The sequence below is a fragment of the Litoreibacter sp. genome (genome assembly GCF_039974535.1).
Taxonomy (GTDB): domain Bacteria; phylum Pseudomonadota; class Alphaproteobacteria; order Rhodobacterales; family Rhodobacteraceae; genus Litoreibacter.
In genome coordinates, this window is sequence record NZ_JBDWIU010000001.1 from 65160 (window position 1) to 78653 (window position 13494).

14 protein-coding genes are annotated in these 13494 nt (G+C 53.5%); 3 read left to right on the plus strand and 11 right to left on the minus strand.

Annotation, left to right across the window (positions count from 1 at the left end):
* Positions 1–44: 44 nt before the first annotated feature.
* From ABJN86_RS00295 to pip, 5 genes are all read right to left on the minus strand, one after another.
* Positions 45–1589: an ABC transporter substrate-binding protein gene (locus tag ABJN86_RS00295; protein WP_348362860.1), complete on the minus strand. Its 1545-nt coding sequence runs from the start codon at positions 1587–1589 to the stop codon at positions 45–47.
* 76 nt (positions 1590–1665) lie between these two features.
* The gene (locus ABJN86_RS00300; RefSeq protein WP_348362859.1) at positions 1666–3312 is read right to left on the minus strand and encodes an ABC transporter ATP-binding protein; all 1647 of its coding nucleotides are present in this window, start codon (positions 3310–3312) and stop codon (positions 1666–1668) included.
* Positions 3309–4508, minus strand: a complete 1200-nt coding sequence (locus ABJN86_RS00305) for an ABC transporter permease (RefSeq protein WP_348362858.1) — start codon at positions 4506–4508, stop codon at positions 3309–3311. Before ABJN86_RS00305 ends, ABJN86_RS00300 begins: the two co-directional genes overlap by 4 nt.
* Entirely contained in the window at positions 4505–5503 is a 999-nt protein-coding gene (locus tag ABJN86_RS00310; RefSeq protein WP_348362856.1) for an ABC transporter permease, read from the minus strand. Before ABJN86_RS00310 ends, ABJN86_RS00305 begins: the two co-directional genes overlap by 4 nt.
* A gap of 111 nt (positions 5504–5614) precedes the next feature.
* Positions 5615–6592, minus strand: a complete 978-nt coding sequence (gene pip / locus ABJN86_RS00315) for a prolyl aminopeptidase (RefSeq protein ID WP_348362854.1) — start codon at positions 6590–6592, stop codon at positions 5615–5617.
* A 71-nt stretch (positions 6593–6663) separates the two neighbouring features.
* On the opposite strand from pip, the gene ubiG reads away from it, so the two are divergent.
* Positions 6664–7404, plus strand: a complete 741-nt coding sequence (gene ubiG, locus ABJN86_RS00320) for a bifunctional 2-polyprenyl-6-hydroxyphenol methylase/3-demethylubiquinol 3-O-methyltransferase UbiG (protein WP_348362852.1) — start codon at positions 6664–6666, stop codon at positions 7402–7404.
* Here the strand turns inward: ubiG and ABJN86_RS00325 are convergent.
* The 4 genes from ABJN86_RS00325 to ABJN86_RS00340 are packed head-to-tail and all read right to left on the minus strand — an operon-like array spanning position 7401 to position 9681.
* On the minus strand, positions 7401–7841 hold the full coding sequence (locus tag ABJN86_RS00325; RefSeq protein ID WP_348362851.1) for a MarR family winged helix-turn-helix transcriptional regulator: 441 nt from the start codon (positions 7839–7841) through the stop codon (positions 7401–7403). The two genes, ubiG and ABJN86_RS00325, sit on opposite strands and share 4 nt — an antisense overlap.
* Positions 7842–7844: 3 nt before the next feature.
* Positions 7845–8672 (minus strand): carbon-nitrogen hydrolase family protein, encoded by an 828-nt coding sequence (locus ABJN86_RS00330; protein WP_348362850.1) that lies wholly within the window; start codon positions 8670–8672, stop codon positions 7845–7847.
* Complete coding sequence (grxC, locus tag ABJN86_RS00335) at positions 8669–8923, minus strand: glutaredoxin 3 (protein WP_348362848.1); 255 nt, start codon at positions 8921–8923, stop codon at positions 8669–8671. The genes ABJN86_RS00330 and grxC overlap by 4 nt, the downstream gene beginning before the upstream one ends.
* A gap of 38 nt (positions 8924–8961) precedes the next feature.
* Entirely contained in the window at positions 8962–9681 is a 720-nt protein-coding gene (locus tag ABJN86_RS00340; RefSeq protein WP_348362847.1) for a ComF family protein, read from the minus strand.
* Between the two features lie 124 nt (positions 9682–9805).
* Here ABJN86_RS00340 and ABJN86_RS00345 point away from each other — a divergent pair, with 124 nt between their 5' ends.
* A complete protein-coding gene (locus tag ABJN86_RS00345) occupies positions 9806–10576 on the plus strand; it encodes a methyltransferase domain-containing protein (RefSeq protein WP_348362846.1) in 771 nt (256 codons plus the stop codon).
* A 5-nt stretch (positions 10577–10581) separates the two neighbouring features.
* Complete coding sequence (gene hemH / locus ABJN86_RS00350; protein WP_348362844.1) at positions 10582–11631, plus strand: ferrochelatase; 1050 nt, start codon at positions 10582–10584, stop codon at positions 11629–11631.
* A gap of 227 nt (positions 11632–11858) precedes the next feature.
* On the opposite strand, the gene mutT is transcribed toward hemH, so the two are convergent.
* Both mutT and argJ read right to left on the minus strand, forming a co-directional pair.
* Positions 11859–12257: an 8-oxo-dGTP diphosphatase MutT gene (gene mutT, locus ABJN86_RS00355; RefSeq protein ID WP_348362843.1), complete on the minus strand. Its 399-nt coding sequence runs from the start codon at positions 12255–12257 to the stop codon at positions 11859–11861.
* Complete coding sequence (gene argJ, locus ABJN86_RS00360; RefSeq protein ID WP_348362841.1) at positions 12254–13489, minus strand: bifunctional glutamate N-acetyltransferase/amino-acid acetyltransferase ArgJ; 1236 nt, start codon at positions 13487–13489, stop codon at positions 12254–12256. The genes mutT and argJ overlap by 4 nt, the downstream gene beginning before the upstream one ends.
* Positions 13490–13494 lie beyond the last annotated feature (5 nt).

Below are 13494 nucleotides of genomic sequence, written 5' to 3' on the forward strand. Positions count from 1 at the left end.
CCGCCAAATGGACGGGGCGTTTTCTATTCTTAAGGTGGGGTCGTTTAAGAGTACCACCAGCGCTCAGCCATACGAGAGCCATCCATCTGGAAGTTGTTCCCGATGTTTTCTCCGTGTGCCAACGCTGAAGACGCTGCATCCACATAGTTTGCGTACATTGGGATAACCGATGCACCACGAGTGGACAGGATTTCCTGCATTTCGTGATAGATCACGCGACGCTTGTCGGAATCCAATTCCTTACGACCAGCATAAAGCAGCTCTTGGAAGCGTGGATCATCCCATTGGCTTTCGTTCCAAGGAACGCCTGCCTCGTAAGCAGTTGCGAACATCCAATCTTCAGTCGCGCGGCCGGAGTAGTAGCTCGCACACCAAGGCTTCTTAAGCCAAACGTTGGACCAGTAGCCATCATCAGGCTCTTGAACCACATTGATGTTGATACCTAGCTTCTTAGCAGAGGCTTGATACAGCTGTGCGGCATCAATCGCGCCGTTGAAGGCAGCGTTCGCAACGTGCAAATCAACATTCAGCTCGCCAACACCGGACTTTTTGAGGTGGTGTTTGGCTTTGTCTGGATCAAACGAAACCTGTGGCAGGTCAGATGCAAAATACTGGTTCGCTGGCCCGATCGGGTGGTCATTCCCAACAGCGCCGTGACCTTGAAGAATTTTGTCCACCATTTCTTGGCGATCAATCGAGTGCTTAAGAGCCAAACGAACATCTAGGTTGTCGAATGGTGCGACCGTCGACAGCATTGGCAACGTATAGTGTTGGTTGCCAGTTACTTCGAAGATTTCAACGCGTGGGTTGGCGCGCATCAGTGCTTCGGTTTTAAAATCGATGCGGTTCACGGCGTCGACTTGACCAGTCATCAAGGCATTCATCCGAGCGGATGTGTCGTTGATTGCGATATATTCGATTTCGTCAAACCAACCGGCATTACCATCTTTATAGTGGCTGGCTACGCGCTTGCCGACAAAACGAACACCTGGATCGAACGAAACAACTTCGTACATTCCCGTGCCGATGCCTTTAGCGATTGCTTCGTCGATCTGGCCAGCTGGATACATCACGATGTGATAATCTGACAGCAAGAACGGGAAGTCTGCGTTCCCAGCCGCAAGCGTCATTTCCACTTCATGATCGTTGATCTTCTTCATCTCGGAGATCGCAGAAACGATTGGTTTTGCAGCCGACTTGGAGCCTTCTTCGGTGTGCATGGCGAGTGATGCCAACACATCATCGGCACCAAATGCTTTGCCGTTGTGGAAGGTAACACCTTGGCGAAGTTTGAACGTCCAAGTTACGGCGTCAGCACTCGCTTCCCAGCTTTCGGCTAGCTCGCCACGCAGTTGACCGTCTGGGCCAACTTCGGTCAGGCAATCAAATACGGCACCGTGGCCAGAGTTGATCATAAACGCGTCAGAGTGTGTGCGTGCATCCCAGCTATCGGATGTGTTTGCGCCGTTCAGGCCCATCCGTAGTCTTCCACCGCGCTTGGCTTGTGCGCGAAGTGGCAGGCCGGTGGCGGAAAGAACGCCCGCGGCAACACCTGTCTTTAGCAGGCTGCGTCTTGAAATTTGTGACATGATTGTCTCCCTGTTGGTTAGTATTTGAAAGCGGTTCACCCGCATAAGCATCGGCCTCTATATGAGGCGATTCGTGCTACATCTTATCAACAGCGGCGTCGCCGATGTTATCAACTCCGCGCTCTTTCAGTAGATTTGTGAGCCAATCTGGGTCCATTTCAGGCACCGAGCTTAGCAAAAGGTCAGTATACGGGTGGTGTGGCGGCTGGAACATATCCAGTTTTGGTCCCTGCTCGACCACATTGCCGTCCTTCATGACGACCACTTCATCCGCGATGGAGCGAACTGTCGCCAAATCGTGAGTGATAAACATGTAGCTGAGGCCTAGTTCGTCTTGTAATTTGGCCAGCAGGCGCAAAATGCCTTCGGCGACCAATTGATCAAGGGCGGATGTTACTTCGTCGCAAATGATGAACTTCGGCTCAGCCGCCAGTGCGCGTGCAATGCCAATGCGCTGTTTTTGGCCTCCAGACAGTTCCGAAGGTAAGCGATCAAAATATTGCGTGGGCTCTAGCTCAATCTCGGCCAAAAGTTCATCAACACGTTTGCGTTTCTCTTTGCCTTTCAGGCCCATATAAAACTCAACCGGTCGCCCGATGGTCTCACCGATGCTTTTGCGCGGATTCAAGGCGGTATCTGCCATTTGGTAGATCATTTGCGCCTGACGCAGTTGGGACTTGTCTCGCTGCTTGTAGCTCAGCGGCAATTGTTGGCCGTCAAATTCTATGTGGCCAATGCGCGGTGGTAGAAGCCCAGTAATACAGCGCGCGGTGGTCGACTTGCCGGAACCGGACTCACCGACAACAGCAACCGTGCGACCAGCGTGAATATCAAAACTCACGTCATGCAAAACATCGACGGTGCCGTAGGCTGCGGTCACGTTTCTAACGCTGACAACGGGCGTGGCTTTTACATTGATGGCAGGTTTGGCCGGGCGCTCAAAGCTGCGAACGGCCCAAAGTGATTTGGTGTATTCCTTTTTGGGCGAGGACAGCATTGTACGTGTGTCCGCCTCCTCAACCTCGTCGCCTTTCAGCAGCACTTTGATCTTATCCGCCATCTGCGCCACGACTGCGAGGTCATGCGTAATGTAGATCGCGGCTGTGTTGAATTGTTCAACGATGTCACGAATAGACGCCAGAACTTCGATCTGGGTTGTCACATCCAGAGCGGTTGTAGGCTCGTCGAAAATAATAAGATCAGGGCGGCAGGCCATCGCCATCGCGGTCATGGCGCGTTGCAATTGGCCGCCAGACACTTGGTGAGGGTAGCGAAAGCCAATTTCATCCGGATTGGGAAGACGCAAACGGCGATACAGCTCGATGCCGTCTGTCTCACTATCAGCGCGGCTTGAAACGCCATGCTGCACGGGACCTTCGGTATGCTGATCGATCAACTTATGCGCTGGGTTGAAGCTGGCCGCGGCGGACTGTGCGACATAGGCAATTCGGCTGCCCAAAAGGCTGCGTTTGACCGCGGCCGAAGCGGTAACCAAGTCGACCCCATCAAAAACGACGGACCCGTTGCTGATCCGAACCCCGTCGCGAGTGTACCCCATTGATGCAAGGCCAACCGTTGACTTACCAGCACCGGACTCGCCGATCATCCCAAGGACTTCGCCCTTTTTGAGGTCAACATTGACACCGTTGATAATTGGGTTCCACGTCTCATCAGAACGGCCCTCAATCTTGAGGTCACGAATTTTAAGCAGCAGGTCGCTCATTCTTTTAGCCCCGACGATTTATGTAGCATCCAATCGACCACGAAGTTGACGGCGACGGTGAGCAGGGCGATGGCGCCAGCAGCCAACAATGGAGTAACAGCAACATTCGGCGCGAAGGCCGCGAAGTTGATGAATTGCGACAAGTCACGCACCATGGTGCCCCAGTCCGCTTTGGGCGGTTGAATACCCACACCCAGAAAGCTGAGCGATGCGATGGTGAGAAACACAAAGCAGAACCGCAGGCCGAACTCGGCCAAGAGTGGTGCAACTGCATTTGGCAGGATCTCGCGGAATATCAGGTAGCCCATGCCTTCACCGCGTAGTTTTGCGGCCTCGATGTAATCCATAACCACGATGCTTTGGCCAACAGCGCGCGAAAGGCGGAATACGCGGGTGCTGTCGATCACGGCGATGATGAAGATCATGTAGATCGTGACCAACCAAGCTTCGCTGCCAGCCCATGCGGTGGCGATTGTCATGAGCAATAGTGAAAAGATCAAAGACGGGATCGCCATCAATGCATCCACCATCCGTGACAAAAGCTGGTCTAGCCAACCACCCAAAACGGCCGCAAGGAAGCCAAGCGAGCCTCCAAGAAAAAACGCGAGACAAGTTGTGACAAAGGCGATGCCTACGGTGTTTTGTGCGCCAAAGATCAAACGGCTTAGAATATCGCGGCCGATTTGGTCGGTGCCCAATGGAAACTCTGGATCGCCACCAAGTGCTGGGTCGCCACCGGCGACGACATTGGCCGCACCAAGAATTTCTTCCTGACCGTAGGGGGCCAGCACACCGGCAAAGATCGAAACGATGGCATAGATGATGATGATCAATACGCCGAACGCCGCCGTCAGCGGCATGGATCGGAACAGTTTTTTGCTGCCCTCAGTGCCGACCGTGCGAAAAATTGTGCGAAATACCCATGAGGCCGCAGCAAATCCAAGAAGCCCAATCACAGCCCAACGGAAGAAGATCACACCGGCTTGCGGTACTGCGTCGACGACTCTGGGCTGAAAAAAATACCAAGCGCTAAAGGCTATCGCGGCAGCGGCGAAGACGTATCCGAACGCCACGCCAAGCGGCATATCGCGAAAATAGGGTTTGTTACCGGTCGCTTTTTGTCCAGCAAGGCGAAACGCCCAAGCCACAGCCCACAGGACAAGAAGACCAACAGCGATCCAAATTAAAGCGCTCATTTTGGATGCCTCAGACGTGGGTTAGAGATGATGGAAAGCACATCAGCCGTTAGGTTCAGTAGAATGTAGACTGCAGCGAAGATCAGGCAGCAGGCTTGAACTACAGGGATGTCGCGAATTTTGACGCTGTCTACGAATAGCTGGCCGATGCCGGGGTAGACGAAGACTACCTCCACGACGACAACGCCAGTGACGAGATAGGCCAAGTTTAGCGCAATCACGGTGATGATTGGGGCCAAGGCGTTAGGAAGCGCATGCTGTACGATGACGCGCATTGGCGACAGGCCTTTTAGGCGGGCCATCTCGATATAGGGCGACGCGAGCAAGTTGATGATCGCGGCGCGCGTCATGCGCATCATTTGTGCGGTGACTGCCAACGTCAGCGTCAAAGCAGGCAACATGGTTTTGTTCAATCGGTCGCTGAACTCCATACCCGGAAAGATATTCGACAGCGATGGGAACACAGGGCTCAGCACGGCAAGGAACAAGATCAGGACATAAGCAAGGAAGAACTCGGGGCTGGAAATCGCTGATAGGGTGGAGACGTTCATCGCTTTGTCGAAAGCCGTGTTGCGGTAAAGGGCGGTAAGAATTCCCAAAGTGACAGCAAGAGGCACCGCGATGACCGCGCTCACACCTGCGAGAAACAGCGTATTTTTCAGTCGTGGTACGATTTGGTCAAAAACAGTGATGACGTCACCACCGGTGCTCGATCCGGCGAAGGACGCAAACAATGCCTGCGACATTGGAATGCCTAGGTCACCTTGAAGAGCGCCGGAAAGCCATTTGAAATATCTCGTAACGGGGCTTTCATTCAGGCCTAGTTGCTCACGAATAGCCGCGACAGCCTCGGGGGTCGCGCCTTGACCCAAAATAGACTCAGCAAAGTCCCCAGGTAGGGCATTCACAGCAACAAAAATGATAATCGATACGGCGAAAAGGGTTGCGATCCCAAGCAACAGTCTTTGTAGGATAATCTTAGATAGTCCAGCCACGGGCGCTTTTTACATCCATCTGTTTCTGCAACTTGCGAGAGTAGCGACTACTTACGATCTGTAAACCCATAGAGCAAAAATTATCGATATACTGTCTAGCCTTAACCTAAACTAAGTCAATCGTCCGCGTAACTCGTTCATTATTAGGACAAGTTCCGCAGTAATTGCAGGCTCAGATAGAGCATGGCCGGCGGCGGCAATCATTCTCAAACGTGCTTTGTCCCACCCATCTGCCAACCGGTATGCCGAGATCGGAGGGCAAATCATATCATAGCGACCCTGCACGATATCTGCAGGGATATGCTCAATGACATGCCGTTGGTTTAAAATCTGACCATCGCTTTCTAAGAAGCCTTTATGGGTGAAATAATGGTTCTCTAATCTGGCAAATGCGCGGGCGTATTCTGCAGGGGCGTCGCCGATAGGGTGATGTACCGTCAGGGCCGCCAGTGCATTTTCCCATCCGGCCCAAGCACGAGCATAGGTGGTTTCCAACGGAGTATCGCCCGAGAATAGTCTGCGATGGTAGGCCGCTATTATGTCGCCTTGCTCTTCCTCAGGAATGAGGTTGGCAAATTTCGCCCATTGTTCGGGAAAGAATTGCCCAGCTCCGCCTGCGTAGAACCAGTCCAACTCTACTTGTGTCATCAAGAAGACGCCGCGAAGTACAAGGTGGGCAGCGCGCTCGGGATGGCTTTGCGCATAAAGCAGCGACAAGGTCGCACCCCAGCTGCCACCAAAGACGACCCACTTATCAATGCCAAAGGTTTCGCGGATCAGCTCGATGTCACGAATAAGGTGCTGTGTTGTGTTGTCGCTGACACTAGCGTGGGGCCGTGAACGTCCACAGCCACGTTGATCAAACAGGACAATGCGATAAACATTGGGATCAAAGTAGCGCCGCATCGCAGGTGAGCACCCGCCACCCGGTCCGCCGTGAAGAACAACAACGGGGATGCCGTTGGGGTTGCCACATTGTTCAACATAGATGCGGTGACCCTCGCCCACCTCCAGCATCCGCTGATCGAACGGGTCGATGGGTGGATATAGATGCGCAACCGCGCGGTTTTGTCCTGACGATCTGTCCATACTTCCCTATATAGTCCGGTGAGCGCTGGGTACCATGCCTCAAAATGACCAACTTGAAGATGAGTTTGCACATGAACACCTCCACCGTCGATCCTTCCGAAGTTGCAAAGTTTGAGGCCATGGCCGCCGAATGGTGGGATCTGAACGGTAAGTTCAAGCCTCTTCATATGCTCAACCCGTGTCGCTTGGATTATATAACCAGCCAGATCGCAGCGGAATTTGATCGTGATCTAGATGCGCCTTCGCCGTTCAGAGGGTTGCGGTTGCTTGATATCGGTTGTGGCGGTGGCTTGTTGTCCGAACCTATGGCGCGGCTTGGGGCAGACGTTGTGGGTGCTGATGCAGCCGGTGGGAATATTCCAGTGGCACAGGTTCATGCGGCGCAATCTGGGTTGGATATTGATTATCGCCACACCACCGCTGAGGCGATGGCCGACGCGGGCGAGCAGTTTGACGTTGTGCTAAACATGGAAGTGGTCGAGCACGTGGCCGACCCCCTAGCCTACCTGACTGCGTGTCAAAAACTGCTAAAGCCAGGCGGTTTGATGGTGTGCTCAACCCTGAACCGCAATCCCAAAAGCTTTGTGGTTGCGATCATTGGGGCGGAACATATCATGCGCTGGTTGCCGAAAGGCACGCACGATTGGAACAAGTTCATCACGCCAGACGAATTGTTTGAATTGATTTCCAATGCGCAATTAGAGCCGGTTGATCGCAAGGGCTTTGTGTTCAACCCGATCACTTGGGGGTGGTCTTTGTCGGACCGCGACCTGTCGGTGAATTATGTGACCGCCAGCGTGAAGCCAAGCTAGTCTTCGGCGAGGTTGCGACGCAAGTCTCTTAACACTGGCAGTGTGTCGCGGACCCTGTCCGGCCCTACACGCTCGATGATATTCATGATCATAGGTGCGACAGCATCCAATGCGGTGTCGCGGGCGCGGCGACCAGCTGGGCTGATAACGACTTGTTTGCGTCTGGCATCGTCCCAATCGGGTGAGACATGGATATGACCTGCCCACTCCAGCTTGGTTAGCGTATTGGTCAATGCCCCCCGCGTTAGCGCAAAGCTTTTGGCAAGTTGTGCTGGGGTGCGCGGCTCGGTCAGCTGATACAAATGGTTCAGCATCGTGAAATGGGACAGCTCCATACCTTTCGGCAGGGCTTTGCTCAACTTGTTGCGCGCAAGTTGGTCTGCCATGAACAGCTCGCTAAAAAGCGATACTGCAATAGGGTCCTGAGTGTCTGCCATAGATCAAAACGTATAGGGGCGGTCATGAGTTAATGAAGGGACACGCTGTCGCGCCCTCGCAACGTCGTCCAGATCAATTTTCAGTGAGACCATACCTGCATCCGTCCCTGCGTCCAGAATTACTTCACCCCAAGGGCTAATAACTAAGGAATGCCCATGGGTAGAACGGGATTTCCCAGCAGAAGTTAGGTGTTGTCCTGTTTGCGCGGGGGCAATCACAAAACATCCGGTTTCTATCGCACGGGCGCGCAGCAGGCTTTCCCAATGTGCTGCACCCGTAATCGGAGAGAATGCGGCGGGGGCGGTGATGATCTGCGCCCCTGCATGGGCCAGATCGCGGTACAATTTGGGAAACCGCATGTCATAGCAGATGGACATACCTATCTTGGCAAACCCGGCATCCGCGACTACGGCGCGCGTTCCAGGGCGGTACCCGTCGCTTTCGCGGTAACTTTCACCTTCGGATATATCCACGTCGAACATGTGGATCTTGTCGTACCAGTTGGCAATCTCACCTTCTGGGTTGATCAAGAAGCATCGATTTGCAAACCGGCCATCGGGGTCGTTTGTCTTCAGCCCCAATGATCCAATCATCAGCCATATATTGTGCTGGCGTGCGGCTTTTCTAAAGGCGGCCAAGCTGGGGTCATCGTCCTGATGCGATAAAACCTCCATCTGGTGCCGGCGGCTAGTGGAGACGCAGTTGGTCACCTCTGGCGTCAAAACAAACTCCGCCCCTGCCATGACAGCCTCATCGATCAGCCGTAGCGTTTCGATCAGGTTTGCAGCGGGAGCATCGCTTGAATTGAGCTGGAGAATGCCAAGGTTCACGCCAGCAATTTGTCTAGCTTGCCTGCGCGATCTAGTGCGTTCAGATCGTCGTATCCGCCGATGTGCTTGTTGTCGATAAAGATCTGAGGGACCGTACGACCGCCATTTGCACGCTGGATCATGGCCGCTTTCTTACCGCTGTCACGGCCTACATTTGTCTCGTCATATTCGACACCTTTTTTGGCCAGCAAGCGCTTGGCCGCGTGGCAGTAGCCGCATAGGGAAGAGGTATAGATTTCAATTTTAGCCATCAGTTCTTGTCCTTCGTCAAAAAGCGTTGACGGGATACTTAGTCATCTTTGGACACGCGCGCTAGCACCAGCACGTCAACTTCGCGTGCGCCAGCTGAAATACAAGCTTCGGCGCAGGCGGCTAATGTCGCACCAGAAGTCATGACATCGTCAACAAGCAGGACGTGACGGCCCGCTAAATGATGGCCCCTTTTGGGGTGTGGAATGATTTGGCCCTGAAGGGAAGCAAAGCGGTTGTCGCGCGACTTCCCATCAAGCGCTTGTGTGGCTTTGGGGCGATGTAGAGAATCCGGTAAGTACTGCGCTCCTAGATCGTCAGCCAGTATCTTGGCTATTAGCGCAGATTGATTGTAGCGCCGTTTTAACTGCCGCAACCAATGTAGCGGAACGGGAACGATTGCGGTGTTTGGCTCAACCGGTGGTGCAACGCGAGCCATCCAATGCGCGGCGGGTCGCGCGAAATCGCTGCGGTCCCCATGCTTTAGCCGTAAAACCAGCTCGCGCCCTTTCCCGCGGTAAAGCATTGCTGCGCGCCCAAATCGCCATGGCCGTGCAATGGTCATGCAGTCATCGCATTGAACATCTTCCTCACGATCTTTCCCGGGCAATGGCAGGCCGCATGTGGTACAGGCTAACCCATCGATAAAATACGTCTCTTTCCAGCAATCGCCGCAAAGGGACATTTCGTCCTCCACCGCTGCACCACATGTCAGGCATTGTGGCGGATAGATTAACCGTAGCGCGGATTGCAATTTCATCCCGTTCCTCTAAGTAGCGGCATCTCAGCCTTCGGAGTGTCTTCAAGTGTCTCAACCTCGCCCCCTAACCGATCGCGCAGCATTGCTTCGCCAACGAGAGCGGGCCGCGCAACGAGAACCAGCCATGTTTTTGCATGACGAGGCGTTGTTCGAGGTTCAGGAAAGACTGATCGATGTTAATAGATCGTTTACGGCAATCGCTATTGTGACGGGTCATCCAGAATTTTGGAGTGAAGCGTTCCCAGATGCGAAGGTGGTGTCTGACGAGGATACCCTCGCCCTAGAGCCGAATTCCTTTGATCTGGTCATTCACGCTATGGCGCTTCACTGGGCGAATGATCCGGTGGGCCAATTGGTGCAGTGCCGCCGTGCATTACGACCCGATGGATTGTTCATTTCCGCATTCTTGGGTGGTCAAACCTTGGTGGAGCTACGCGCAGCGTTGTCCGAGGCAGAGGTCGCATTAACAGGTGGCCTTGCGCCGCGCGTGGCGCCAATGGGTGAAATTCGTGATCTTGGCGGATTGCTCCAACGCGCTGGTCTCGCGCTACCAGTAGCGGACAGCACCAAGCGAAACGTTAGCTATTCTACGCCACTAGCGTTGCTACATGACCTGCGGGCAATGGGCGAAGGCAATGCGCTCACCGAGCGTCAAAGAAGAATACCGCCGCGTGAATTGTTTACTCGTATGGCCCGTATCTATTCAGATCACTATAAGACGGAAGACGACCGCGTCACCGCCACGTTCGAGATGATATTTCTGACAGGATGGGCTCCTTCCGAGACACAACAAAAGCCGCTGCAACCGGGATCGGCCTCTACCCGTCTTGCCGATTTTTTGAATACGCCGGAGTTGGGGCCTGACGCAAAGCCTGTTAAAGGGAACAAGGATTAAACGAGATGAACATAGTGAACCCGACACCGTTGCCACATGCTGATGCCGACCACCCGAAAGTGAAATTCGGCAAGGTCGGAGTTCTGATTGCCAATCTCGGTACACCTGATGATTATACCTATTGGCCAATGCGTCGGTATTTGAACGAGTTCTTGTCCGATAAGCGGGTGGTGGATCTGGCGTCATGGAAGTGGCAGCCTTTGTTGCAACTGATCATCCTGACAAAACGCCCCTTCGCATCTGGTGAGGCCTACAAAAGCATCTGGAACCACGAGAAAGGCGAAAGCCCCTTGCTGACGATCACCAAAGATCAGACCGCGGCGCTTAAGGCGGTGATGCAGGAAAAATATGGGGATGATGTCGAACTTGATTTCTGTATGCGGTACGGAAATCCGTCGACCAAATCCAAGGTCAAAGAATTGATCGCCAAAGGTTGCGACAAGATCGTGTTTTTCCCATTGTACCCGCATTACGCAGGTGCGACGTCTGCAACTGCAAACGACGAATTCTTCCGTGCCTTGATGAAGGAAAAGTGGCAGCCATCTGCCCGCACTGTTCCGGCATACTTTGAAAATGAAGCCTACATTGACGCCTTGGCTCAATCGGTAGAGCGCGCCTATGAGGGGATCGAGCGTCCGGACGTGTTGGTATGCTCATACCACGGAATGCCAATTCGCTATCTGATGGAAGGCGATCCTTACCATTGCCACTGTCTAAAAACGACGCGCTTGCTCAAGGAACGTTTGGGCTGGGCTGACACTGACATTACTACGACATTCCAGTCGGTGTTTGGCCGTGAAGAATGGTTGAAACCCTATACTGTCGAGCAGGTCGCGCGGCTTGCCGAAGACGGTAAAAAGAAGATCGCGGTAATCGCACCGGCGTTCTCAGCCGATTGCATTGAGACGCTGGAAGAGATCAACGAAGAAATCAAAGAAAGCTTCGAGGAAGCGGGCGGCGAGCAATTCACCTACATCCCATGCCTCAACGATGAGCCTTCTCACATCGCTGCGCTGGCTCAAATTATCGACGACAATTTACAAGGGTGGGTTTAGCGGCGTCGCGCTTTGATTGGACGGCCATCGTAAACATTGCTGTCTACTTTGATGCGAATTAACCCGTTGTCCAGCGCCTTAACAAAGGTGCCTTGAATTGAAACGCAGCTGCCGATTGTCACTGTTGCTAGCACGTTAACTTCCCCCAAAGTTGTGTAGGGGCAGTTTAGCGTGGCTTTCGTTTCATTCCAGCAAAAAAGCTGAATATCTTGCCACAGCGGTTAACCCTATAGCCAGTCACGTAAAATTGGGATCAATGGGATGTCCGCAGGCGGCATTTCGTAGTTTTTTAGCGCATTAGGACGCGCCCATTCCAATGTTTGACCTTCCTGAGGGCTGGGAATCCCTTCCCATTTTCGGCAAGCGAATAGAGGCATCAGAAGGTGAAAACCATCGTAGCTGTGGCTAGCAAAGGTTAACGGTGCAAGGCAGCTTTGCCATGTATTGATGCCCAATTCTTCTTGAAGCTCACGAATAAGGGCGGCTTCGGGTGTTTCGCCCTGCTCGACTTTGCCGCCAGGAAACTCCCATAGGCCAGCCATAGATTTGCCTTCTGGGCGCTGGGCCAGAAGCACGCGACCATCAGCGTCAATCAAAGCGACAGCGGATACCAATACAGTTTTCATGATCGGTAATCCGCGTTGATTTCAATGTACCCGTGAGTCAAATCGCAGGTCCAGACGGTGCTGTGCCCAGCCCCCAATCCCAGATCAACCCGTATCAGTAGATCTTCGTTCTTCATGTGCTTGGCCGCGTCCTCTTCAACATATGTCGGGGATACCCAGCCGTTTTCGGCCACTAGGACATCGCCAAACCAAATCGATAACCGGTCCCGGTCGGCATTTGCCCCTGATTTTCCCACGGCCATAACCACGCGGCCCCAATTTGGGTCCTCCCCAGCAATGGCGGTTTTCACCAAGGGCGAGTTGGCAATCGACATTGCGACTTTGCGGGCGTCCACGTTGTCAATCGCGCCCTCGACGTGAATCTCTACGAACTTGGTCGCACCTTCACCATCACGCACGACCTGATGCGCCAGATTTTTCATGACCACGCCTAGCGTGCGTTCGAAGGTTTCGTTTTCTTCCGCGTTCGCGCCAGAGACACCTGTTGCGGCGACGAGCAAGCTGTCCGAGGTTGAAGTATCACTATCGACCGTAATCGAGTTGAACGTACCCTCGTTCAATCGTGATACCATATCTTGCAATCCAAGCTGGCTGATTTTGGCGTCAGTAAAAATGTAGACCAACATTGTCGCCATATCAGGGGCGATCATGCCCGACCCTTTGGCGATGCCCGCGACATTCACTTCGACGCCGCCAATTTCGCAGGTGGCAGAGGCGCCTTTGGCGAAAGTGTCGGTGGTCATGATGGCATTCGCTGCAGCTTCAATCCCATCAGGGGATAAAGTCTGCGACAATGTCCCAATCATCCCAGTGATTTTTTCATAAGGAAGAGGCTCCCCAATCACACCTGTGGAGGCGGTGTAGATATGCGAGGCAGGTAGGTTCATTTCTTGCGCCGTGGCGTGGCAAATTTCCTCAACGGCTTTCGTACCAACTCCACCTGTGAACGCGTTGGAGTTTCCAGAGTTCACCAAAAACGCGAAACCCTTATCGTCATCCTCTACGCGGCCCAGCTTGGACTGACAGTCTAGGACGGGCGCAGATCGGGTTGAGGACTTGGTGAATGCGCCAGCAATCGCGCTACCTGCTGCGATTTCGGCCAGCATGACGTCTGTTCGGCCAGTATATTTGACCCCTGCGGCAACAGTGGAAAAACGTACGCCACCAATATCGGGTAGAGTGGGGAAGCCCCCCTTGGGTGCAAGGGGGGATACTTTGGTGATGCTGGCCATAGTGG